This is a genomic window from Prevotella multiformis DSM 16608 (assembly GCF_000191065.1).
Lineage (GTDB): Bacteria > Bacteroidota > Bacteroidia > Bacteroidales > Bacteroidaceae > Prevotella > Prevotella multiformis.
In genome coordinates this window covers 20,500-41,029 of the sequence record NZ_GL872284.1, presented here as the reverse complement: position 1 = coordinate 41,029, position 20,530 = coordinate 20,500, and the positions used below count along the sequence as shown (strand labels likewise).

Here is a 20,530-nt window from a genome sequence, read left to right as displayed (position 1 = left end):
TAAGGGGGGTAAAACGAAATGTGTAAATACGATGTTTGGGTGGACGTGATTATATTGTTTGTTTATCAGATAGTTACGTGATATTGGAGGGTGAATGAGGTGCAAAACGAAATGTTACAAGCGTGTTACATTTGCGTTACATTCGAGGGGCGTTTGAACGGTGTTTGAGAGAATAATGTTACATAGGAGGGTAAATGAGGCGATTTGGGGCGTTTTAAGCCTGAATAGATGTACTTGATAGAGTGAAGAGTATTAAGGGTGACACGGGCGAAGCAAACAGCTGTGACAGGGTTGTTTTATGTATAAATTGACGAGGTAGGCTATTTATAGCTTATCTTTTATTTTACGCATTCAGTATAATATTATATGCTTAAAATATCGTATATAATAAGTATTTTTGTATATTTGCAAACAAAAAAGACTTATATGACAAAGGTTATACACGTACAATTGATGAAGGGGAGGAAGAATTATTACTTTGGTTCGATTCCTGCGATTTACAGCATTTTGACGGCTGAGGAGATAGGTATTAAGCAAAGTTCGCTGGAGCGTGTAGGATTGAGCAAGGGAGGGGTTGTACTGAATAAAAAGGCGTGTATCAGGGCAGGCGAACTTATACGCTCTAAGGTAACAAAATGAGGATGCGTTTGAACAGCTAAAACGCTGATTGAACGATAGTTGAACGGCTTTCAATACGTTTTTGAACGGTTGAAAGCCGTTTTTGTGTTTTATGGGATCAAAAGAGGTGTGTTTTTAGGGTAAAAAATGGGTTAGGGGTGACATTAGGGGTGACGATTGGAGTGACAGTGAAAAACGAAATGTATAACGAGGGGGTGACATTAGGGGTGACACTTTTAACATAAACCATATTGAATTGACCCCTCCCACAATAACCAAATATTATTGATTAAGCTTGTTTTTCCCCTTTTTACCCCCTCCCTTATTCCAAAGGTGTGTGGCATATTACCATCTTGTTTCAAGTCGATTTTTTTGTGAGGTGCCCTGTTTCTCGGGGAATTCGCTTATATTTGTGGTGTAAAATCATTAAAAAGTGTGCGCGTGGCGCACGAAGGAGGGTAATATGAGTAAAGATAAGGTATCATTTAATGCAAGTTTTGAGGTGGCACAGATAACTGCGACCACCCCGGAAGAGTTTTGGCAACAAATAAACTTCCTTGCCAAAGAAGGTAAGGAAATTACAAATATTTGTGCCCTTGTAGTAACAACAAAGTTATCGTAGTTTCTTGAAGGCATTATGCGTGTACAAAGTTAAAAGAGATGTTTTGTATGAAGTATGACGGTTTAAGTAAGTATGTTGACAAAGAAGTTATGTGTGCAGGCAAAGAAAGCACGCTACTCAGATTTGAATTAATGCTCAAATATGCAGAAAAGAGTATTCAAGAGCATCCATGCGAGACGTGTGCAGATGCTCTTGGTGATTGGTTATATATACTTAAAGAATTTGTCTCTGATTGCAGAAATGAGCTAAGATAGACTTTTTATTCGTTTTCATCATCAATGAAGGTGACATTCTTTATAGAACTTGACAACTCTGAGACAAGTCCTATCTGAATGCGCTTGATGTATTTTGCCATTTGGCTATATGGAATGGTAAATCGCTTGATATGGATTTCAGTATCACCTGTATTCTGCAATCTATTGGCTATTTCATCGTGTGATTTCTCCAAATCCTCATTTTTTATAACATACGCCATCGCATGAAGATCTCGTTTGCCGAGAGGTTCGAAATCATAACATTCCAAACCAACTAAGAACCAGTTTTCCAAATCTACACCATTGTCAGCACACAATTTCCATAAATCGCTAAAATTATGACCATCAATGGCAACTATACCTTTCATGTCTGTGTACTGAGTAGAAATTCTCTCGTTGAGAATATCTAAATTAAAATCTTTCATTGTTAATAGAGTTTAGTTAATAATTATATAGTTTGTTTTTCTTACTCGAGATTTACATGTCCTATAACGAGTGCGATACCAGTTATTTCTTCCTTGGGTATATCGAAAGGAGGATATTGTGTGTTCTCGCTTACTGCAGAGAGCGAGTTTGTTGTAGTACCTGGCATTAGTCGTTTGATGAGTAGTCCTTGTTCACGTGTTGCAATGACATGTGGTCGGTTCCATTGTATGAAACCTGAGTTATGTATGATAGTACAGCCAACGATATCACCAGCATTGTATTTAGGTTGCATAGAGTCGCCTGTTACTTCTATCATGAAGTCTACATGTTGTCTTTTCCATTTGGGAATGACATAATATTCTTTTACGTCGCTCTTAGCTATAACAAAGTCTGCACTCCCGAAACCTGCAGCAACCTTTGGCGTTACTAAAGGGATCAACTCTTGTGTGGAGTGTAGTGGGTCAAGGCATCGGAATGCCTCAGGAAGTCTATCTTTTGCTGTTGGCGTGCTCGGTTGCGTTGTTACCTGTGGCTCTTGTATTGTGGGCTTGAGCATGGGGCCTTTGCCTGTGAGGAGCCATTCTGGCGAAATGCTTACGCACTTTGCATAAACAATATCAATATCAAAGGTATTCCTGCTAATCCATGTATTAACAGCCTGTGGAGATACGCCTATCATACGAGCAAATTCTGATTTATTTCCGTCAGAATAGTGCTCTATAAGCCTTAAAAGTCTATCCTTTTTCTCCATAATTAAACATTTTGCGTAAAATAATTGCCGAAATATTTGTTTTGTTTATGCAAAGCGTTTATCTTTGCAGCGTGTTAAGTTTTTAACAGCTCGCCAAAAATACGAAAAAAAGGCGAAGTGCGCAAATGTTGAACAAATTAAAATAAAAGATTATGGCAACAAAGAAAGTAGTCAACATCAATGTAAACGGAAATAGCATGCAATGTCGTCTGAATAGTCGTACAGATTGCAGATTCCTTGTAGAATTTGGGTCATATAGACTACATGTTGAATTGTCGGGAATTCCTGATGGACATGAATCAGTAACTCGACATACATCTCATCGCCCTGAAGATGATATGTGTAGTCGTATCGATATTCTATGTTCAGACTGTTCAGTATGTCCTCAAAAATCGCCGAACCCATATTCTGGAGCTGCAGCTTTGCGGCGTCATTTGCGGGATAATTTGGATCGATTGTAATAGTAGCATCAAATTTATACTTGTACATAGGATGTAAATTTTATAACAGGGCATAAAGGTAGTGAAAAGAATCAATAATAACAAATAATTATGGAATTCAGAAGAGTGATAGAAGTAACGAAAGAGACGCGGGAGTTCCTTCAGAAAGCTTTCAATGTAACGGGAACGATGGTATGGTATGCGCTGAACTTTGACGAGAAGCGTGGTCAGAGTGATTTAGCAAAGCGCATCAGGAACCTTGCGCTGCAGAAAGGTGGTGTAGTGCTTAATATTGGTCCTGAGATTGAAACTATACATTCTGCAGATGGATGTATGCGTCAGTATTTTCCACACGATGTTTTACTGGAAGCTGACACACGCTGCACTGGATTGGTGGCCGTATATAAGAAAGGTGAGCTTCAGCGTAGTTGGGATAACCCAGGTGTGAGTGAGCTTGACGGAATACAGAGTTGGGCGATGAGCCTATAACATTGAAATGGAATGGAGTATTTCAACAAAATATTGTGCGTGACATACGCGGAACTGACTGAAGGTAGTGATGCAGTTATTAAAGCTGCTACATTACGTCAGAACATGAGCCGTGGAAATATCGTCAGCGTACACCGCGGAGGTGGCGAGGGCGGTCAGGCACTCTACGCATGGAGCTCTATCCCTCAGAAATACAAGGCTCGGTATATGGAACGATACGGTGATCCAGAGCAGCGAATGAAGGAAGCGATGATGCGTGACCGCATCAAGCTGGACAGTGAGGCACGTGAGTTCTTTGAAAACTTCACTTACGAGAAGAACGGCAAGCAGGAACATTTGACTGATAAGCTCGTCGAGGAGTACACCATTAATGCCAGCGTACTAAAAGAGCTGTTGAAGATGATGGCACAGCGTAGAGCTATTCGTCAGAGTCTGAACGGTAGCACTGCAGGGGCTTGGGAGGTAATCTATCAGAGTTCTGAAGCTATGCGTGATGAATATCACCACACACTCCCACAGAACCAGGCACGACTGAAGGCAAAGATTAAGACATTCAAGGCTGACGGGTACAAGAGTCTTATCAGTGGTAAGGTCGGGAACCGTAATACGGTGAAGATAACACCCGAGTTCGGGCAGCTGCTCATCGCACTGAAGCGCAGTAGGACACCCGTTTATACCGATGCTCAGCTCTTTGAAGAAGCGAATCGTCGAGCTATAGAGAATGGTTGGAAGCCTCTGAAGAGTCTTGCTCGCATGAAGAAGTGGCTGAATAGCCCAGACATAGAGCAGCTATGGTATGATGCCGTGTATGGTGAGAATGCCGCCCGTCTTAAATTTGGCAGGAAGCAGAGAACGAAACTTCCAACACGTCGTGACTCGCTTTGGTATGGTGATGGAACACGCCTGAACCTGTATTATCAGGATAAGGAAGGAAAAGTGCGTACGACACAGGTTTACGAGGTGATTGATGCTATGAGTGAGGTAATGCTGGGCTACTGGATAAGCGATTCAGAGGATTATGAGGCGCAATATCACGCTTTCCGAATGGCTATTCAGACCAGCGGACACAAGCCCTACGAGATTGTACATGATAATCAAGGCGGGCATAAGAAACTAAACAAGGTTCAGCCGAACTCAAATGGAAAAGGCTTCTTGGACAAAATATGCCATATCCACCGTGCCACAATGCCAAACAACGGCTCTTCCAAAACGATTGAGTCCATATTCGGACGTTTTCAACAGCAGGTTCTCCACCAGTATGACAATTTCACGGGTCAGAACATCACTGCAAAGAAAACCAGCAGCCGACCCAACCTTGAGAGCATGGAAGCCAATAAGAAGAGCTTGCCTACATTAGACGAACTGAAAGCTATCTATGCAGAAGCACGGCAGAAGTGGAACTCCATGAAGCACCCCATCTATGGTAAAAGCAGAATGGAAGTATATGCAAGCAGCGTAAACGAAGAGACACCAGTCGTAACACCTGTAGACATGGTAAATATGTTCTGGGTTATGCACAACAAGCCCGCAACGTTTACTGATCAGGGTATCACTATTGAGGTGAAAAAACAGAAATATACATGGGAGGTATTCAAGAACGGAGAACCAGACTTGGAATGGCGCAAGCTGCATACGTGGGAAAAATTCTATGTTCAATATGATCCCAACGACATGACCACTGTTAATCTTTATGCGATTGACCTTGCTGGAGGAAAACGTTTTTCAGCCGTAGCACGTCCCTACTGGGAGATACACCGTGCATTGCAAGACCAGAGTGCAGAGGAGAAGACGCAGATACACAAAGCTATCGAAGCAGGTAAGAACGACCGCATTGAACGTGTAATAGCAGGCAGGCGCATCGCTATTGCCCATGGTACTGACCCAGAGCAGAACGGACTCACCTATCCGAAGCTGAAGGGACTTAACAAGGAGCAGCAGGAGCAAGCACAATCAAGACTTGCCTTGTACTCACAGCCACCTAAAAGATTCACATTGGGACAGATAACCAAGCATATTAGTCTGACCGATTGGAGCGATGAGGTAAATGAGAATAAAGAACAAGACATAACTACACCTGTTAAGGTTGATATGGCAGCAACGGCAGGAAAACTATAAGGAAGCCGATGATAAGTCATTCACTTACGCATCAAAAGTGGGTCACTTAGGCTTTAAAAGCGATAAGGTAATTATAAGCAGCGAGGCATTGCCTCACTGAACAAGAACAATTAATAAAAGAACAACAATATGAAACTAACAAAGAACGAAAAAGGACAGATACAGGAGAGCTTGAAACAATATGTCAGCAAGTATCCAAGTCAGAATAAGGCAGCACAGAGCCTTACAGGAACAAGTAGCGCAACTGTGAGCAGCATCTTGCAGGGTAAATGGGAAAATATATCTGATGATATGTGGCGCAACCTCGCATCGCAGTTAGGAACTACTACTGGTACAGACTGGCAGGTGGTTGAGACGAAAGCCTATCAAGAGATGGTATTCGCAATGAACGATGCTCAAACAGTTAAGAACGTTACGTGGGTAGTTGGTGAAGCAGGTTGCGGAAAGACAACCACAGCTAAGCTGTATGCAGGTGAGCACAACGAGGTGTTTTACATTCTCTGTTCAGAAGATATGAAGAAAAGCGACTTCATTCGTGAGATTGCACGCCGTATCGGTCAGAAGACAGAAGGTTACAGCGTTAGAGAGCTGCTCGACCGCATCATTGATGATCTGATTCAGATGAACGCACCATTATTACTCTTTGACGAGGCGGACAAGTTGCCAGAGCGTGTATTTCACTACTTCATTGACTTGTACAACCGTCTGGAGGATAAATGTGGTATCGTCTTCTTCTCTACAAGCTATATCAAGCGTCGTATGACAATGGGGCTGCGTTACAACAAGTGTGGGTATAACGAGATTCATTCACGTATCGGTCGTAAGTTCTTTGAACTTGAACGTACAGGTGCTCACGATGTCTATGCTGTTTGTGTGGCGAATGGCATCACTGACAAGGCACGCATATCAGAAGTGGTGAGAGACTCTGAAGAATACGAGTTCGACTTGCGCAGAGTAAAGAAGAGTATTCATAGAGTAAAACTTATGACTAAAGCCTCCCCCAGTCCATCCGAAGGGAACTCAAACAGTGGTAAAACAGTGCTCAAATAAGCCTCAGTCCTAAGAATGATGACTAAAGTGATAAAAGATGCAGCTCAGGTGATAGCTGAACTCACTGCTACCAATGCTGAGCTTCGCGATAAAATAAAGGAGCTCGAGAAGTCGCTGTGGCGGCGGGACCATCCTGTGCTCCGTCGTGCACTGAGTGTGAGTGACGTGATGCGCATGAAGAAAGAGACTTATCCTTTTGAAGGAGAATGGAAGGAAGCCTTCGGTCATCCCGAGAAGAATGGCGTGTGGTTCGTGTGGGGCAACAGCGGTAACGGCAAGACGAGTTTCTTATTGCAGCTTTGTAAGGAACTCTCCCGCTTCGGTCGTGTTGCATACGACAGTCTGGAGGAAGGAGCTTCGCTGACAATGAAGAATGCCTTTATGACGGCAGGCATGCAGGACGTTGCACGACGGTTCGTACTGCTCGATCGCGAGAACATGGAACAGCTATCGGCACGCCTTGGCAAGCACAAGAGCCCAGACATCGTTGTGATAGACAGTTTTCAATATACGCACATGAGTTTCGCAGAGTACGAAGCATTCAAAGAGCGACATGCCAACAAGCTGCTCATCTTCGTCAGTCAGGCTGATGGGAATAAACCTGCAGGACGTACTGCTGTAAGCGTGATGTATGATGCGAGCCTGAAGATATTTGTCAGTGGGTTTCGAGCAATCAGTAAGGGACGGTACTTCGGAAACAAGGGCTATTATACAATATGGAAAGAGCGAGCAGATATATACTGGGGCGAAAGTCCTAAGCAAGAATAATATTTAATTAAAAGAATATGAAATATGTAATTTTTGAAGATGATAAAACTGGGTTGAAACAGCCAGTAGTTTTTAGTGACCACACAGTTCATTCTTCCATTAATGTGGAGCGGTGTCATCCTGTCAGTGGTGGATTCTTTATGATAGGGAAATATGGTACTGTTACTACTTATGGAACAGCAGAGTCGCTTGGTCTCCAGCCACAAGATGGAGATGATGGTCTGTTGTTCTGTGTGTTGCAGAATATGGGTACAATGTTTTTTCTTTAATCGGATTTAGTATGAGCAAGGAACTGCGAATGATAGAGATTACACCAGGGAGACTTAGTCCGGGTGGTCGAATGACGGAAGTCATAGAAAGTAAACATTTCAAATGTCCGTACTGTCAAGGTAACGGCTATCACTGGCAGGAGGACAGGTATCAAGAGCCATACAAAAAAGACTGCCCGGTATGTCAAGGTAGCGGTAAACTTGATGCAGTGATAAAAGTTGAGTGGAAAGCAAATGAAAATCATAATATGGAGGAAAGAAAATGAAAGAGAAGAAAAGAATAAGAATCACTCGTTGTGAAGGCGTTGGGCGGATTTTTGGAAATATAACTTCTGGAAGTGAGCATGTGGTTATCGACCCACCAGCTGGCAAGGACGATAAACGTGGAGTATGGGTAATGGGAGTTGGAGAACCTGTATTGGTGTTGCATCGGGAGTTTTATTATGTATAACATGAGCAAATTATGGGAATTCTAAGGTACAAATCAACAATTCCGAATGACAAGCCGGAGTGGCTGCTAAGGCTTCAGCTGGCTATCAGTAACATCTACTCTTTACGAGGAATTGAGGATACTGAAGAAGAGTGGCAAAAGCTGAAAGACTTTGTAGACTGGTTTGTCCATAAGCTGTATATCCGCAAAGACATAACTGTAAGAAGTGAGATCGGCACCGACCTGATCAGTGAAGACGGTCAGAGACAGCTGCTCATCAAGCGGAACGGAAAATTAATCCAAACGTATTACATTCAAAAATAAAAGATTATGGCAACATTTTTAGACAAGCTCAAGAAGAGATTGCAGACATGGCATGAGGAACGTGCCGACAGAATGCAGAACAAACGACAGGCACGCCTCGATGCAGAGGCACGTGAAGCTGTGCAGGTAATGGAGTTTAATGGCGAATTGTTTGTGAGCATGAACGGCGTGCCACTGCTTGCAGTATACGATCTGAACGAGACCCTTCCAGAGGTGGTATCTCACGCAAGGCAAAATTACAAAGATTGGAAGGAGGAAAAGCTATGGGAAAAGTAAATATTGGACCACGATATTATCGTGTTACTGTCATGATTAAACCAGAAGGATTTAATAAGATATTATTGGAGGGACTTTTGGTTTATGGAAAAGAAGCATATACTCTTTCGGAAATCAGAAAGAAGTGTTGGGAGTTTCTCAAACCTCAGATAAACTTCGAAAAATACAATATTAATCCAGATCAGGTAAAAAAGGATATTAAACTCATGTCTATACCAGTTGATTTCTTACTCAATGCGGATCTAAAATAGGAATTATGAAAAAAGAATTTAATTACACACGTTTTTACACACTGCTAAAGAAGATGCCTGGTGCTGACAAGGAAACGCTGGTCTATCAGTTTACACAAAACAGAACAGTACACCTTCATCAGATGTCGGCAAAAGAATATGACTCGATGTGCAGGCAGATGGAGGAAGTTACAGGCTATGACGAGCGTCGACGCAGGCAGCATGACATCCTACGAAAGGCACGCAGCGGAGTTCTGCACCAGCTGCAGATATATGGAATTGATACAACAGACTGGAATCGTGTGAATGCCTTCTGCCAAGACCCACGTATAGCAGGTAAACCTTTCAGGGCGTTGGATGTGGATGAGCTCAACGCACTGAATGCTAAGATAAGAATTATCATTAGAAAAAGTAAAAATGAAGACGAGTAAGCAGGTTGACAAGTTATCATTACAATTAACCTGTTCACATGTAAGCTCGTAAACAATTCAACCAAACATTAACAGATATGATGAACATTAAAGACATGAGTAAGGAGGAGCGGGCAAAGCTGCTCGCCGAGTTACAGAACGAGGAGAAGAAGAACCGCATCGAGCGGCGTGAGACCTACGAGGGGTTACGTGCTGAGATGATGCACGATGTGTGGCAACGCCTGACACGTGTTGTGACTGACGTGCGTGGATTCCACGACTGGTTGCAGGGTGAAGTTGAGAGCTTCGTAAGTGTGATGCGTGACTATGGTCAGGTTCGTAAGAATGACCAGCGAAGCTACACGATTACTGACGGCGATTTTCGCCTTGAAATCTCAAGTAATAAGGTGAAAGGCTTTGACGAGCGTGCAGACCTTGCAGCAGAGCGTCTAATCGACTACCTCAAGCGTTATATGGAACAGAGCGAGAGAGGTTCGGACGATCCAATGTATCAGATGGCAATGACGCTGCTTGAACGCAATAAGGCTGGTGACCTCGACTACAAGAGCATCTCTAAGCTGTATGAGTTGGAGGATAAGTTCGATAGTGAGTATTCAGAGATTATGACACTTTTCAAGGAGGCGAATGTGGTCCAGAAGAACGCTATCAACTACTACTTCTATCAGAAGAACCCAAAGACCAATGTCTGGGAACGTGTAGAACCAAGCTTCTGTAGGTTATAAGATAAAAATCATTAACTAACTCCTGTTTAAGAATAAAACCGCCCATTAATGTGTACGAACACACATTTTGGCGGTTTTTATTTGTAGTAAGCAGATAAAAAGGTGTAAATACTTGCAAATAAGATGATTATTTGTTAATTTTGCAGATATGAGTAAAGGAAGGGATAAAAAGCTGATAGAACTGCGTGACGAGGCTTTGTGCCGACGCTACTATTATTGGACGGAGGAAAAACGCCTCCGCTTTGATGATGCGCTGTGTATTTTGTCGAAGCAGGAGTTCTTTATCAGTGAGGAACGCATCATGAGCATTATACGCCGCAAGTGCCATGAGATAAAAGATATTCAGGTGCGTCCTGTTCCCAAGGTCAGAATGCCAAGGTTGACAGCACGTCAGTTAGAGCTGTTTCAGAAATAAAAGGTAGAAGGAACTCTTCTACCTTTTATCATTTATTCTGCAGCAGAACCGTCGTGCAATTCAAACTGGAAGATGTACTCATAGACCTTAATCATACCTGGGAGCGAATAGAATCTTGTTTTCGTGCGATACAACGGTCCCATGTTCTCACAGTGACGTGAACACTGCAATACAGTGTACAGGCGGTTTGCCAGCCGTAAGCGTTCTTCCGTTTTTTCTGTAGTTCCAGAGCCGATGTGTGTGTCGTCGTAACAGTCGATAGCAAGCCGTGCTGTAAGCGTTACCACGCCCTTTTGTATGCCTAAGCCTATTTCTTCCCAGTCAGCCTCCATATTACCTATGAGAGCACACGGAAAGGTCACTGGGTAAGTGTCCTCTGCTGTTTCAAGCTGTCCGTAGTCCTCGTCTACTAATGAAAGTTCAGGTATCTCATTGCTAATGAGATTGAGGATAGATGTAATAATTGCTTCCATATTCTATAATCCTAAGATGTTTGTAATTTCCTGTTCTATTTTCTCATTGATACTCTTCGTCAGCTCCTCACTTTTACCTATGAACTGACGTTTGGGTATTTTCACAGTCAGTTTCTGCTTCCGGGTGAGTGCAAGGTTACGCCAGAACTCAGCCTGTGGTGAAGCTGACTGTGCCGGGCTTTTCTTCTTCCCTTTTTGTCCCTTTGGCGACCTTCCTGAAGTGTTATAGTACATATACCAGGCAAAACGTCGCATCTTGGGTGTTACGGCTGTGCTGACAGTCCCTCCCTGGTTGTGTATGGCTGCATACGGAAGGTCATTTGATACCGTCACACGATAGTCGCCCGGCATATACTTAATGGACGAGAAAAGATGGTTTCGTCCTGACAGCAAAGGACCATACGAGGCTGCTGCCCTCGTGGAGCCGGACAGCTGCCGCTTTGTCACAGGCCACTTCTGCAGACCACCGTTGACGAATCCTCCTTTACGGAAGTTCTCCTGATAATGGTCTTTTGCCATCCTTCCGACCTTGATTGGTAATTGCCGTCTCATAAGCCTGTCAAGTTCCCTGCTTTGACTTTTTATGAGCTCCGAGAAAACTTTTATCTCCATTTGCTTGTTTTATTCGTTTATAAGTTGTATATTTGCAGCAGCTTCATCAAGAAGTTAGCATGTGCTACGGCACGTTGCATCGCGGAGGAAATTATTTTCCTCCGTTGTTTTTATAGAACTTCCCGTCTTTATAGAATAGTCTTGTTTTCCCTTTCTCATAAATCCAAACTTCTTTTATTGCATGTTCGTCCAAATGCTTCCTTGCCATAATTTGCTTTCTTATGAAGCGGTCAGAACAGCCTTTTGTATTATTGATTACTATACGAGATGATTGTTCTATACCATGTGATAACATGCGTCCCACTTTTTTCTTACTCCATGGTTTTATAAAGCCTTCATACTCATAGAATTTTCCATCTACTTCAAAGTCTGGGCATTTCTTTTCGTATCGTGTTCCTATAAGTTTACCATATATTTTTGCATAACTGTCAGACTTATAATGCACTCGTGGCGTGACCCTGACAATCTTACCTTCTTTAGCAAAATCGTTTGCTATTTTTACGATAGCCTTGTAATCCCCTTTTTTCTTTTCTGTGTCTGCATGAATATAAAGTGCACCACCATTTTTATATTTATGGGTTAATTTAAAGCCATCTTTATTACTTCTATCAATACAGCCATCTACATACGGACAATGATAGCAGTCCTTTAGCCTGTTTGTAAACAAACTTTTTAGTCTATCCTTAAACTTAGGATTATAGAATGCGCAATCATTACATGACTTTGGGAAATATGGATGATCATCAGAGAACGTCTCACCCGTTGTGCCTGGATTCCCTTTCAGCCCCGGCTGCGGTTCAGAGTGTACATCATCTACAGGTACAGGTGTCACAGCCTCGTCAGTACTCGACAGGGTGCACTTGCAGTTCCAGCGGTCGCCCGGTCTGTGCTCGTTCCAGAATTCATCGTTGACCGGGCGTATCGTGCCCCAGTACTGGCGGTGGTCTTCTCCCGGGTGCAGGCTCGTCGACGGCATCCACTTGAGGTTAGGCAGCACATCCTGCTCACGGCGGAACTGCTGCCAGTCTGCTGCTTGATGCGCACGGAGCACCGCCGTGTCATATTCTGTCTTGAACCAAGAACCACACTGATGAGAGGCAATTGGCAGGACATCATTCAACCACTGATTGAACGGCTTTAAATTACCATTTGAATCCAGCAGTCGTGCAGCCATATCATTCTGCGCACGGTGCACCTTGAATGCCGAGAACACCTCGTTGCTGTGTCTGAGCTGCTTTCTGAGTTCATTGTCATGGTCGGAAGAAACAAAAGTCTCGTCTGTAGCCTGGTTGAAGATGTCCCGTACAGCTTCATAGAGATATGGTTCTATGTCAGTCTTCACATTGAACTTCTTGTTGTAGATATTCTCAAGTGCCTTTCTCAAAACAGCCTCACTTATCTGAATATCCATAGAAGGCGCATCATCTGTATCGAAGTAGGTGTTGTTGACTACCAGTCTAAACGAGCCCCGTCCTCCGGGGCTTTCACGAAAAAAGAGTGCAGGCGGTTCTTGAACCTTGAGATTTGACCTTTGCCTTTTGATGTTTGCGTAGTGCCGTCAGGGTCTTCTTCCTCTGTCTGCTGCTTTAGTTTTTCCTCACGTGCTTTTTTCTCCTCCACCTGTTGTTGCTTCTGCCGGTCATAGTCCTTCGGTTTCTCGATACCGAATTTCTCATAGAGGTAATCATCATCAATAGGAAGAGAGAAGGTCGTGTGCAGCTGCGTAAGAACACTCATCTCAGTGTTAGGGTCAATGTCTTTCTTCTCCGGGAAGCAGAACTTCCCGCCGGCGGTGTTGATGCCCATGTGGGCGAAGATGTCTGTCATATCATAGTTCAGCACCTTGAGGACATATTCCCTGTCAGCCTTGGCAACGTTCTCCTCCACCTTCCTATGGACGGTGCCGAGTGCCTGCGTGCCTTTATCAGATGATTCGGTGGTCAGGGTGTTACCAAGTATGAGCTTTGAGATTTCGCTGTTACAGCGCTCTACAAGCCGCTCGTAGACATCTGCAGAGCCGGTCTTGTTCCCGGCTTCACGTAGCTGCAGCTCCGTGTCCTTGCCGTGAATGAAAGTAGCAAGAGAACCGATAGAGTTTGCATCCTGCAGAGCACGTTCACGGGCATCCTCGTCGTCAGTATCGTAGATATACTCCTGAATGGGCATGCCGAAGACTTCTGAGAACTGTGCCCAGTCAGCGGTCGTATTGCGCTTGTATATGACCCACGGTGCAGCCTTTGCAAGTAATCCAAGGTCGGTGTCTCGGCCAATGAACAGAAGGTCGGAGAATTCATCCCAGGACATACCTTGGATGTCCGTCTGCCTGCCAAGGATTAGCCTGCGGACCGGTTCCACGTGCTTGCGTGGAACGAGGTCGTAGTCTATCCATTCGCCGTTCCTGTAGAACTGAAGCAGGGAGAATCCCCAGAAACGTGCATCAAGTATATCCGATACACATCGGTAGAACCACGGTGAAAGTATCTGCTCATTGATGGCATCGTCAGGCTTTCCGTTACGCTGGAACTCGACACTTGAACACAATACGGCATTCTTACGCTTGTCAATTACACTTGACAGGTGTGCGTCAAGCATAATATCCGTATAAAGGTCATAGAGCTTAGACCGCTGTGTATAGTCGACATTCTCTGCAGCACGGACGGCACTCATGAAGTCTGAGGTGTCTATGCTGAAGCGTTTAGGCTGGGTCAGCCTGATAACAGCAGGCTGCCTCTGATTCTGCCGTGGTATATTTCCACTGACAGTTATTCTTTTGCTTTTCTTGCTCATATCTATAATCTGTTTATCCGTTTCCTGTTACTTCTGAACATCAGTGACGCCTTTGCTGCTCTCTCTTCTTCCGGAAGGAGCGGTGCCCCGTCTATAGAGATCTGCCCTTCTGCAACGGCTTTCATCCATTCAACAGCTCTTTCATATCTGTCCTTACGTACTTGGGAGAGCTTCATGGGGTTGTGGATGCAGAAGATGTGGTACACGGCAATGTCTATCACCATCATCAGAATTAGCTGATTGCGCTTGTCACCTGTTTCTGAGAATATCATATTACAGTCGTATCGTTTGTTAAGATAGCTTCGCATTTCGGCAATGGCTCTGTCTTCGCAAATCTCTACGAGCGATTCGTCGTCCCTGACAAGTGCATCGAGTATCTCTCTGTGCACACTTGCATCATAATCCCTGATGTCTATAAACTGGCTCATATCCTGAATTTGTTTTTGTTTCTTACACTTCTTCTTGACTGTGTGAGCGGCCGGTCTGCACGCTGTGCAGTCTGGTCTATCTTCCTGTTTCCACCCTCCACGGCATCAGGACCGTCGGCAGGATACTTCATTGAAAGGGTGAAGAGCTTGAACTGGTCCTCGAGTTCCTTCATGTGCGGATTGTCCTGCTCTTCCACATTGAGAATCAGGTTTCCTTCACGATTCATAGGCTCAAGGTTCGCCTCGATACGTGTGGCCTTGTCAGTCTTCTTTTCCTCGTCTCCTTGAATGTACAAGGTGATATTCTTGTCTTTCCGCACCTTTCGTACCAATGGACGGAACACCTGCTGGAAGAAAGGGTCCTGCAGCTTGTTGTTCTCCATCCAGCAGTAGACGGTGCTGCGCCCTGCAACATATTCAAGCAGCTGCACATACCAGTCGATGAACTCGGCATTGAGAGCCTGTGCAAGGCGTGCCTTAATTACGTAGAGTTTTCCGTCTCTCTTTCCAAGGAGCATAACGGCCTTGAAAGACTTGCCTTTCTTTCCACGGCTTTCTCCAGGTGCAGGGTCTCCGTAGATAACGAGGAACTTGAACTTGGAAAGTGCCGGAACCTTGCCGTAGACAACCTGCTTGAATATCTCACCTTCAGAAATCGGATTGTTGAAGTACTCGTGCTGCTGTGAGAGCGTGGAGATTTTTGAGAGTGTGCGGTCGATATGCTCTTCTGTGTTCTTCTGCGGCCATGTACTTTTGCCGTTTTTGTCGCGGATATTGATAATGTCCCAGTGGTCTGCAATCTCTCCAGCACGTGTGACGCAGCAGTCCTTGGCGATTATGTTTCCGCAGAAGACAATCAGTGTAGGTTCTGATGTTGAGCGTGTCGGGTAAAGAGCCTGTTCCCACCATTCCCAACGCTTCTGGATGATGTCAGGATTTTTTGTATCCTCGTCTGTGTCGAAGTCATCTACAAGCAGCACGTCCGGGCGGATGGCCTCGTTACGTGAACCACGAGGAGACTGCCCTGCACCGATGGCACGGAAGGCGACACCGCCCTTGGTTATGAACTCGTCTTCAGTCCACGCCCCTATTGATTTCTGTTTTCCGTAATAGGCAATGATACGCCCATTGGCCTCCAGATTCGCTCTGTAAGGGTCGAGCAGGCGTATGGCGTTGTCCTTGCTGTTGGAGGTAAGAATTATGTTGCGCTTTTTTCCTGTCAGTGAGAGATACATTACGATGAACATCGTGATGGTAGACTTCGCCAGCTCACGAGACCAGGACAGCACTTCGTACCATTCGTCGTGTGCAATGATACGACGAATAGCTCTTTTCTGAAAGTCTGCGAACTCATACTTCGCATAACTTGGAAAGAAAAACTTAATCCACTCAATCGGGTGAGCTTCAAGATATATACGATGCTTTTCACGCTCAGCGACACTCATATCCTTGTCAACTGGAGTTGAGCGCATAATATCCTGTAAGAACTTCTCCCAATCAAGAAGTGCATTTCTATCAACCAGTTTCATTCTTTCTATGACTATAAGAGTGATTTTATGAATGCGTCAGACAGCTGTGTAAGTTCCTTAGCCTTGTCAAGGTCTACAGGCCGCAGGAACTCAATGAACTTGGTCTGCACGCTTATAATGTCAGCAATACCGACGTCTGTCTCCATCTTGCGAATTGCAGCAGACAGCTTGCCGAGTATGTCCGCCTCTGTCGTACTTGCGAAGCGTTCGCCCTCCGGCTTCTCTGCAATCTTCCTGTTTATCTCTGCTACCTGCCGGTAGAGGTTGGACACCTGCTCTTCACGGGTGAGTGTGAGCCCGACCTTCTGCTCCTCCCATTTCCCTTCAGCTATCCACCGGTTGACCGTGATGCGTGATACCCCCACACGGTCAGCTATTTCCTGCTGTGTAAGGTTCTCTTTCAGATAGAGCGTCTTTGCCCACTCTTTTTTCTGCGTGTTGCTTAATTCTTTTGCCATCTTTCACCAAATTATAGTGCAAAGGTGCAGCCTTTTAATGACGCATGCAAATGGTTTCCGTATGATGCAACTTTGTAGGTTAACAATCTGATTATAAAGTTTGTATGATAAAATATGAGTTTGCATGGATGCGGAAAATATTTCACCTTTGCACCGTAATCCGCAATGATCGGCAGTAATTCAAGTAAAGAAAATGAAGGCAAAGACATTCTTTAATATCATTCCAGGTGAAGACACCTGCTGCATCCTCCTCTATGGTGACATAGGAGACAGCTATGGTACGATTACCAGTGCCCAGATAACACGTGAGCTGATGGCAGCTGAGGCAACCTATAAGAACATAGATGTTCGTATCAACAGCATAGGTGGCGAGGTCTATACAGGTATTGCCATCTTCAATGCCCTGAGAGCAAGCAAGGCCAACATAACCATCTATGTTGATGGTGTCGCTGCTTCCATGGCAAGCGTGATAGCCTTGTGCGGAAAGCCTGTATATATGAGCCGCTATGCACGCCTGATGCTGCATAGCGTCAGTGGCGGATGCTACGGCAACACCAGGGACATGAAAGACATGATCTCACAGATGGAAAGTCTTGAAGACACACTCTGTGATATGTATGCGGACAAGTTGGGCAAGGATAAGGCTGAAATCAAGTCATCCTATTTTGATGGAACAGACCACTGGCTGACAGCAGAGGAAGCAAAGATTTCCGGCTTCATCGACGGCATCTATGATGCTGACCCTGTACCAGAAGAAAGCACACCAGAGCAGATCTATGCAATATTCAATAACCGGCTCAATGAGCCTCAAAACAGTTTAGATATGAATTTAGAAGAATTGAAGAAACGCCCGCAGTTCAATGACTGTGTGACAGATGCAGAGGTGCTTGCACGTCTTGCCCAGATTGAAGCGAAGGCTGACAAGGTAAACGACCTTGAGTCCGAAAACAGTTCCCTCAAGGCCCAGCTCAAGAGTTTCAGGGATGCCGTTGAAGAGGAAGCAGCTGCAGCACGCAAGACCCTGCTCGATGCAGCTGAACAGGACGGACGTATCAATGCCGAGACACGCCCTGTCTATGAGAACCTGCTGAAGGAACACCCCGATGATGGCAAGAAGGCTCTCGCTTCATTACCGACCAAGAAGATGGTCAGGGATGTTTTTCCGGGGAATCAGACGGCAGAAGAGAGTCCTTGGGAGAGACGGCAGCGTGAGATCCGTGACCAGTACCACGGCAAGTAAGTCAACAACTAACAAACAGTATAATATACCCTACTATGGCGATAACGATTAAGAATACAAACTACAATGGTGAGGTGCTCGAGCAGCTCCTTACCGTAGCGACAACCAACAATGAGATTGTGAACAAGGGTCTCATTCACGTGATTCCAAACGTGTCCAAGAAGATTTCAATTCCACGCCTGCGCACAAGCAAGATGCTGCAGAAACAGAAGGAAGACCCTCAGGTAAGTGACAGCAAGGGTGGATTCGATTACTCGGAAAAGGAGCTTAATCCTGTAGACTTCATGGCCTTTACGGTCTTCAATCCACGTACCTTTGAGCAGGTCTGGAGGCCTTTCCAGCCTAAGGGCGACCTTGTCTTTGCAGAACTTCCTCCACAGATTCAGAATCAGCTGCTTGATGCACTTTCCAAACAGGTACAGTTCGAGCTTGGCGGACACTATGTCAATGGCGAGGCAGGCAGCGATGATGACCACCTGTTCAACGGAATTCTGACACAGGCAGCAAAGGATACGGACGTGATCGTTGCAAAGAGTGACTCTGCCAAGATGCTTGACCGTCTTGCTGCCGTGCGTAAGTCAATTCCTGTTGCTATCCGTGAGAATCCGAACCTGCGCATTCTGATGAGCGTGAGCGACTTCGACAGGTATGACGACGAGCTGACCGCCCGTGAGTACAAGAACCTCGACGAGACGACACGTAACATCAAGCGTTACAAGGACATCAGGATTGAGACCATCGCTGCGTGGCCGGATGACCTCATTGTTGCGACGCTCTGTAGTCCTGATGCAATGACATCCAATCTGTTTGCAGCAGTGAACCTGCAGGACGACGAGCATGTCATCAAGATTGACAGGGTGAGCAACATGAGTGAGCTCTACTTCTTCAAGATGCTGATGAAGGCTGATACCAACATCGCTTTCGGCGAGGAGTTCGTTGTGCTTGACAAGCGTAAGATACCGAAGTTTACCCCTCGCGGATAGACGATGGTTCGGCGCATAGTATAATCATTAAAAACAATAAAATGGAAAAGAAGATTAAGACAGGAGAGAAAGAAGTTAAGATGGTTTCTATCAAGGTGACAGAAGACTTCCTCGACAAGTTTGACTTGTCAGTCCGTTATGAGGCTGGTACGGTGCTGGAGTTCGACGAAGAGCGTGCCCAGGATGTTGTCGGACGGGGCTTGGCAGAATATGCTGAACCAGAACTTCCACAGGGTTAATGAGTAATCCTATGAAGTACCTTGTAATCCACTGCACCGCCACCCCCGAAGGTCGTGAGCTGAGCTCTAAGGAAATACGTGCGTGGCATACGAATCCTGTAAGTCAGGGCGGGCGTGGCTGGAAGCAGGTGGGTTACACGGATATGGTGCACTTGGACGGGCGTGTAGAGCGGTTGGTCGACAACAATGAGGATGCCAATGTAGATCCATGGGAGGTTACCAACGGCGCGGCAGGTTTCAACAGCATCAGCCGGCACATCGTGTATGTGGGCGGCTGCGACAAGACTATGAAGCCGAAGGATACCCGGACGGCAGCGCAGCGTGAAGCACTGAAACGCTATGTGCAGGATTTCCACCGCCGTTTTCCACAGATACGTATTGTCGGCCATCATCAGCTCAATCCGGGCAAGGCCTGCCCGAGCTTTGACGTTCCGGCATGGTTACGTGAGATAGGTATCCGGCAATAACTTCAAGACAACAAGACAATGGCAGAGACAATATTTCAGATTCTGCAATGGGCAGTGCCGTCTGGTGGTATTGGTGCTGCCATTGCCTGGATTGCCAACCGCCGTCTGCGTACGGTAGAGGAAAAGAAGAAAGTAGAAGACACCTACAAGCAGATGTATGACATGGTGTCGGCAGAGCTTGTAGGGCTTCAGAAACAAAACAGAATGAATTATGAAAAAATCGAAGGACTACGAAACGAGAGTGACAAGACACGCCGGGCTCTCAACCGTCTCTCGCGTGCTGTCGAGGCTATCCAGCTTTGCCCTCATCGCGCTGCTTGTCCTGTCAGCAGCGAGCTGTCGCTCGACGAAGAAACTGACGGTCGAAAAGCACAGCGCACTAAGTATGGACGAATCGGCAGACAGCGAGTCGGTAATCATCAGCGAGACACAGATGCTGCCGCTGAAGGTACCGATGTCGGCAGTGAGCCTGACGCTCAGGCTGGACTCGTTGAGCCGGCTGCCTCCCGGCGCAGGATACTCGGCGCGTCAGGGACAGGCGAATCTGAAAGTACGACGAAAGCCTCCAGCCGCAGGTGAACCAGGACAGGTCATAATAGAAGCAAGCTGTGACAGTCTGGAGCTCGTGTGTGCTAATCTGACAAAGACGGTCAGCGTTCTCAAAAAGCGGCTTGCCCGTCAGAC

At 45.4% G+C, this 20,530-nt stretch carries 29 protein-coding genes and 1 pseudogene; 21 read left to right on the top strand and 9 right to left on the bottom strand.

The genetic code is table 11. The annotated features are described in order from the left end of the window. The first annotated feature begins 426 nt into the window (after positions 1 to 426). From HMPREF9141_RS12220 to HMPREF9141_RS12215, 3 genes are all read left to right on the top strand, one after another. A complete protein-coding gene (locus HMPREF9141_RS12220) occupies positions 427 to 639 on the top strand; it encodes a hypothetical protein (protein WP_040555177.1) in 213 nt (70 codons plus the stop codon). 442 nt (positions 640 to 1,081) lie between these two features. After that, positions 1,082 to 1,240: a hypothetical protein gene (locus tag HMPREF9141_RS13490; protein WP_007369088.1), complete on the top strand. Its 159-nt coding sequence runs from the start codon at positions 1,082 to 1,084 to the stop codon at positions 1,238 to 1,240. Positions 1,241 to 1,287: 47 nt separating this feature from the next. Next, on the top strand, positions 1,288 to 1,494 hold the full coding sequence (locus tag HMPREF9141_RS12215; RefSeq protein WP_007369087.1) for a hypothetical protein: 207 nt from the start codon (positions 1,288 to 1,290) through the stop codon (positions 1,492 to 1,494). 5 nt (positions 1,495 to 1,499) lie between these two features. Here the strand turns inward: HMPREF9141_RS12215 and HMPREF9141_RS12210 are convergent, their stop codons facing one another. Both HMPREF9141_RS12210 and HMPREF9141_RS12205 read right to left on the bottom strand, forming a co-directional pair. Next, entirely contained in the window at positions 1,500 to 1,919 is a 420-nt protein-coding gene (locus HMPREF9141_RS12210; protein WP_007369086.1) for a hypothetical protein, read from the bottom strand. A gap of 41 nt (positions 1,920 to 1,960) precedes the next feature. Then, the gene (locus HMPREF9141_RS12205; RefSeq protein WP_007369085.1) at positions 1,961 to 2,671 is read right to left on the bottom strand and encodes a LexA family transcriptional regulator; all 711 of its coding nucleotides are present in this window, start codon (positions 2,669 to 2,671) and stop codon (positions 1,961 to 1,963) included. 551 nt (positions 2,672 to 3,222) lie between these two features. Between HMPREF9141_RS12205 and HMPREF9141_RS12195 the strand changes: the two genes are divergently transcribed. The 13 genes from HMPREF9141_RS12195 to HMPREF9141_RS12145 all read left to right on the top strand — a co-directional run bounded on the left by HMPREF9141_RS12195 (position 3,223) and on the right by HMPREF9141_RS12145 (position 10,630). Continuing rightward, a complete protein-coding gene (locus HMPREF9141_RS12195) occupies positions 3,223 to 3,600 on the top strand; it encodes a hypothetical protein (protein ID WP_007369082.1) in 378 nt (125 codons plus the stop codon). Positions 3,601 to 3,612: 12 nt separating this feature from the next. Beyond that, positions 3,613 to 5,715, top strand: a complete 2,103-nt coding sequence (locus HMPREF9141_RS12190; RefSeq protein WP_007369081.1) for a hypothetical protein — start codon at positions 3,613 to 3,615, stop codon at positions 5,713 to 5,715. Positions 5,716 to 5,844: 129 nt separating this feature from the next. After that, complete coding sequence (locus tag HMPREF9141_RS12185; protein ID WP_007369080.1) at positions 5,845 to 6,765, top strand: AAA family ATPase; 921 nt, start codon at positions 5,845 to 5,847, stop codon at positions 6,763 to 6,765. Between the two features lie 15 nt (positions 6,766 to 6,780). Beyond that, positions 6,781 to 7,533, top strand: a complete 753-nt coding sequence (locus HMPREF9141_RS12180; protein ID WP_007369079.1) for a DNA repair protein RadA family protein — start codon at positions 6,781 to 6,783, stop codon at positions 7,531 to 7,533. Positions 7,534 to 7,550: 17 nt separating this feature from the next. Continuing rightward, positions 7,551 to 7,802 (top strand): hypothetical protein, encoded by a 252-nt coding sequence (locus tag HMPREF9141_RS13485; RefSeq protein WP_007369078.1) that lies wholly within the window; start codon positions 7,551 to 7,553, stop codon positions 7,800 to 7,802. A gap of 11 nt (positions 7,803 to 7,813) precedes the next feature. Continuing rightward, on the top strand, positions 7,814 to 8,068 hold the full coding sequence (locus HMPREF9141_RS12175; RefSeq protein ID WP_007369077.1) for a hypothetical protein: 255 nt from the start codon (positions 7,814 to 7,816) through the stop codon (positions 8,066 to 8,068). Beyond that, positions 8,065 to 8,253 (top strand): hypothetical protein, encoded by a 189-nt coding sequence (locus tag HMPREF9141_RS13480; protein ID WP_156792470.1) that lies wholly within the window; start codon positions 8,065 to 8,067, stop codon positions 8,251 to 8,253. The genes HMPREF9141_RS12175 and HMPREF9141_RS13480 overlap by 4 nt, the downstream gene beginning before the upstream one ends. A 12-nt stretch (positions 8,254 to 8,265) precedes the next feature. Continuing rightward, positions 8,266 to 8,556, top strand: a complete 291-nt coding sequence (locus tag HMPREF9141_RS12170; protein ID WP_007369076.1) for a hypothetical protein — start codon at positions 8,266 to 8,268, stop codon at positions 8,554 to 8,556. Positions 8,557 to 8,562: 6 nt separating this feature from the next. Beyond that, positions 8,563 to 8,832: a hypothetical protein gene (locus tag HMPREF9141_RS12165; RefSeq protein WP_007369075.1), complete on the top strand. Its 270-nt coding sequence runs from the start codon at positions 8,563 to 8,565 to the stop codon at positions 8,830 to 8,832. Beyond that, positions 8,820 to 9,083 carry a hypothetical protein gene (locus HMPREF9141_RS12160; RefSeq protein WP_040555164.1) on the top strand — a complete coding sequence of 88 codons (264 nt, stop codon included), beginning with the start codon at positions 8,820 to 8,822 and terminating at the stop codon, positions 9,081 to 9,083. The genes HMPREF9141_RS12165 and HMPREF9141_RS12160 overlap by 13 nt, the downstream gene beginning before the upstream one ends. 5 nt (positions 9,084 to 9,088) lie before the next feature. Further along, a complete protein-coding gene (locus tag HMPREF9141_RS12155) occupies positions 9,089 to 9,493 on the top strand; it encodes a hypothetical protein (protein WP_007369073.1) in 405 nt (134 codons plus the stop codon). 80 nt (positions 9,494 to 9,573) lie between these two features. Beyond that, the gene (locus HMPREF9141_RS12150; protein ID WP_040555173.1) at positions 9,574 to 10,215 is read left to right on the top strand and encodes a DUF3164 family protein; all 642 of its coding nucleotides are present in this window, start codon (positions 9,574 to 9,576) and stop codon (positions 10,213 to 10,215) included. 148 nt (positions 10,216 to 10,363) lie between these two features. Beyond that, positions 10,364 to 10,630 (top strand): hypothetical protein, encoded by a 267-nt coding sequence (locus tag HMPREF9141_RS12145; protein ID WP_007369071.1) that lies wholly within the window; start codon positions 10,364 to 10,366, stop codon positions 10,628 to 10,630. A 32-nt stretch (positions 10,631 to 10,662) separates the two neighbouring features. Here HMPREF9141_RS12145 and HMPREF9141_RS12140 read toward each other — a convergent pair whose 3' ends face one another. The 7 genes from HMPREF9141_RS12140 to HMPREF9141_RS12110 all read right to left on the bottom strand — a co-directional run bounded on the left by HMPREF9141_RS12140 (position 10,663) and on the right by HMPREF9141_RS12110 (position 16,917). Beyond that, the gene (locus tag HMPREF9141_RS12140; RefSeq protein ID WP_007369070.1) at positions 10,663 to 11,103 is read right to left on the bottom strand and encodes a hypothetical protein; all 441 of its coding nucleotides are present in this window, start codon (positions 11,101 to 11,103) and stop codon (positions 10,663 to 10,665) included. A gap of 3 nt (positions 11,104 to 11,106) precedes the next feature. Beyond that, a complete protein-coding gene (locus HMPREF9141_RS12135; protein WP_007369069.1) occupies positions 11,107 to 11,715 on the bottom strand; it encodes a phage virion morphogenesis family protein in 609 nt (202 codons plus the stop codon). Between the two features lie 91 nt (positions 11,716 to 11,806). Continuing rightward, on the bottom strand, positions 11,807 to 13,126 hold the full coding sequence (locus HMPREF9141_RS12130) for a phage minor head protein (RefSeq protein WP_007369068.1): 1,320 nt from the start codon (positions 13,124 to 13,126) through the stop codon (positions 11,807 to 11,809). Between the two features lie 38 nt (positions 13,127 to 13,164). Then, complete coding sequence (locus HMPREF9141_RS12125; RefSeq protein WP_007369067.1) at positions 13,165 to 14,502, bottom strand: phage portal protein family protein; 1,338 nt, start codon at positions 14,500 to 14,502, stop codon at positions 13,165 to 13,167. A gap of 2 nt (positions 14,503 to 14,504) precedes the next feature. Further along, positions 14,505 to 14,930, bottom strand: a complete 426-nt coding sequence (locus HMPREF9141_RS12120; RefSeq protein ID WP_007369066.1) for a phage protein Gp36 family protein — start codon at positions 14,928 to 14,930, stop codon at positions 14,505 to 14,507. Then, positions 14,927 to 16,459, bottom strand: coding sequence for a hypothetical protein (locus HMPREF9141_RS12115; RefSeq protein ID WP_007369065.1), 1,533 nt, complete (start codon positions 16,457 to 16,459; stop codon positions 14,927 to 14,929). The genes HMPREF9141_RS12120 and HMPREF9141_RS12115 overlap by 4 nt, the downstream gene beginning before the upstream one ends. 11 nt (positions 16,460 to 16,470) lie before the next feature. Next, the gene (locus tag HMPREF9141_RS12110; protein WP_007369064.1) at positions 16,471 to 16,917 is read right to left on the bottom strand and encodes a helix-turn-helix domain-containing protein; all 447 of its coding nucleotides are present in this window, start codon (positions 16,915 to 16,917) and stop codon (positions 16,471 to 16,473) included. A gap of 193 nt (positions 16,918 to 17,110) precedes the next feature. Here HMPREF9141_RS12110 and HMPREF9141_RS12105 point away from each other — a divergent pair, with 193 nt between their 5' ends. From HMPREF9141_RS12105 to HMPREF9141_RS12085, 5 genes and pseudogenes are all read left to right on the top strand, one after another. Next, positions 17,111 to 18,157 (top strand): head maturation protease, ClpP-related, encoded by a 1,047-nt coding sequence (locus HMPREF9141_RS12105; RefSeq protein WP_007369063.1) that lies wholly within the window; start codon positions 17,111 to 17,113, stop codon positions 18,155 to 18,157. Positions 18,158 to 18,192: 35 nt separating this feature from the next. Continuing rightward, positions 18,193 to 19,125: pseudogene (locus HMPREF9141_RS13620) on the top strand (hypothetical protein); the annotation flags it as partial. Between the two features lie 56 nt (positions 19,126 to 19,181). Next, positions 19,182 to 19,379, top strand: a complete 198-nt coding sequence (locus HMPREF9141_RS12095) for a hypothetical protein (protein WP_007369061.1) — start codon at positions 19,182 to 19,184, stop codon at positions 19,377 to 19,379. Beyond that, positions 19,379 to 19,846 carry an N-acetylmuramoyl-L-alanine amidase gene (locus HMPREF9141_RS12090; RefSeq protein WP_007369060.1) on the top strand — a complete coding sequence of 156 codons (468 nt, stop codon included), beginning with the start codon at positions 19,379 to 19,381 and terminating at the stop codon, positions 19,844 to 19,846. Before HMPREF9141_RS12095 ends, HMPREF9141_RS12090 begins: the two co-directional genes overlap by 1 nt. A gap of 18 nt (positions 19,847 to 19,864) precedes the next feature. Beyond that, positions 19,865 to 20,425, top strand: coding sequence for a hypothetical protein (locus tag HMPREF9141_RS12085; RefSeq protein ID WP_007369059.1), 561 nt, complete (start codon positions 19,865 to 19,867; stop codon positions 20,423 to 20,425). Positions 20,426 to 20,530: the final 105 nt, after the last annotated feature.

Bases quoted from the DNA above. Each gene is read 5' to 3' on its own strand.
- HMPREF9141_RS12220 (WP_040555177.1), top strand. From the start codon at position 427: ATGACAAAGGTTATACACGTACAATTGATGAAGGGGAGGAAGAATTAT.
- HMPREF9141_RS13490 (WP_007369088.1), top strand. From the start codon at position 1,082: ATGAGTAAAGATAAGGTATCATTTAATGCAAGTTTTGAGGTGGCACAG.
- HMPREF9141_RS12215 (WP_007369087.1), top strand. From the start codon at position 1,288: ATGAAGTATGACGGTTTAAGTAAGTATGTTGACAAAGAAGTTATGTGT.
- HMPREF9141_RS12210 (WP_007369086.1), bottom strand. From the start codon at position 1,919: ATGAAAGATTTTAATTTAGATATTCTCAACGAGAGAATTTCTACTCAG.
- HMPREF9141_RS12205 (WP_007369085.1), bottom strand. From the start codon at position 2,671: ATGGAGAAAAAGGATAGACTTTTAAGGCTTATAGAGCACTATTCTGAC.
- HMPREF9141_RS12195 (WP_007369082.1), top strand. From the start codon at position 3,223: ATGGAATTCAGAAGAGTGATAGAAGTAACGAAAGAGACGCGGGAGTTC.
- HMPREF9141_RS12190 (WP_007369081.1), top strand. From the start codon at position 3,613: ATGGAGTATTTCAACAAAATATTGTGCGTGACATACGCGGAACTGACT.
- HMPREF9141_RS12185 (WP_007369080.1), top strand. From the start codon at position 5,845: ATGAAACTAACAAAGAACGAAAAAGGACAGATACAGGAGAGCTTGAAA.
- HMPREF9141_RS12180 (WP_007369079.1), top strand. From the start codon at position 6,781: ATGATGACTAAAGTGATAAAAGATGCAGCTCAGGTGATAGCTGAACTC.
- HMPREF9141_RS13485 (WP_007369078.1), top strand. From the start codon at position 7,551: ATGAAATATGTAATTTTTGAAGATGATAAAACTGGGTTGAAACAGCCA.
- HMPREF9141_RS12175 (WP_007369077.1), top strand. From the start codon at position 7,814: ATGAGCAAGGAACTGCGAATGATAGAGATTACACCAGGGAGACTTAGT.
- HMPREF9141_RS13480 (WP_156792470.1), top strand. From the start codon at position 8,065: ATGAAAGAGAAGAAAAGAATAAGAATCACTCGTTGTGAAGGCGTTGGG.
- HMPREF9141_RS12170 (WP_007369076.1), top strand. From the start codon at position 8,266: ATGGGAATTCTAAGGTACAAATCAACAATTCCGAATGACAAGCCGGAG.
- HMPREF9141_RS12165 (WP_007369075.1), top strand. From the start codon at position 8,563: ATGGCAACATTTTTAGACAAGCTCAAGAAGAGATTGCAGACATGGCAT.
- HMPREF9141_RS12160 (WP_040555164.1), top strand. From the start codon at position 8,820: ATGGGAAAAGTAAATATTGGACCACGATATTATCGTGTTACTGTCATG.
- HMPREF9141_RS12155 (WP_007369073.1), top strand. From the start codon at position 9,089: ATGAAAAAAGAATTTAATTACACACGTTTTTACACACTGCTAAAGAAG.
- HMPREF9141_RS12150 (WP_040555173.1), top strand. From the start codon at position 9,574: ATGAACATTAAAGACATGAGTAAGGAGGAGCGGGCAAAGCTGCTCGCC.
- HMPREF9141_RS12145 (WP_007369071.1), top strand. From the start codon at position 10,364: ATGAGTAAAGGAAGGGATAAAAAGCTGATAGAACTGCGTGACGAGGCT.
- HMPREF9141_RS12140 (WP_007369070.1), bottom strand. From the start codon at position 11,103: ATGGAAGCAATTATTACATCTATCCTCAATCTCATTAGCAATGAGATA.
- HMPREF9141_RS12135 (WP_007369069.1), bottom strand. From the start codon at position 11,715: ATGGAGATAAAAGTTTTCTCGGAGCTCATAAAAAGTCAAAGCAGGGAA.
- HMPREF9141_RS12130 (WP_007369068.1), bottom strand. From the start codon at position 13,126: ATGGATATTCAGATAAGTGAGGCTGTTTTGAGAAAGGCACTTGAGAAT.
- HMPREF9141_RS12125 (WP_007369067.1), bottom strand. From the start codon at position 14,502: ATGAGCAAGAAAAGCAAAAGAATAACTGTCAGTGGAAATATACCACGG.
- HMPREF9141_RS12120 (WP_007369066.1), bottom strand. From the start codon at position 14,930: ATGAGCCAGTTTATAGACATCAGGGATTATGATGCAAGTGTGCACAGA.
- HMPREF9141_RS12115 (WP_007369065.1), bottom strand. From the start codon at position 16,459: ATGAAACTGGTTGATAGAAATGCACTTCTTGATTGGGAGAAGTTCTTA.
- HMPREF9141_RS12110 (WP_007369064.1), bottom strand. From the start codon at position 16,917: ATGGCAAAAGAATTAAGCAACACGCAGAAAAAAGAGTGGGCAAAGACG.
- HMPREF9141_RS12105 (WP_007369063.1), top strand. From the start codon at position 17,111: ATGAAGGCAAAGACATTCTTTAATATCATTCCAGGTGAAGACACCTGC.
- HMPREF9141_RS12095 (WP_007369061.1), top strand. From the start codon at position 19,182: ATGGAAAAGAAGATTAAGACAGGAGAGAAAGAAGTTAAGATGGTTTCT.
- HMPREF9141_RS12090 (WP_007369060.1), top strand. From the start codon at position 19,379: ATGAGTAATCCTATGAAGTACCTTGTAATCCACTGCACCGCCACCCCC.
- HMPREF9141_RS12085 (WP_007369059.1), top strand. From the start codon at position 19,865: ATGGCAGAGACAATATTTCAGATTCTGCAATGGGCAGTGCCGTCTGGT.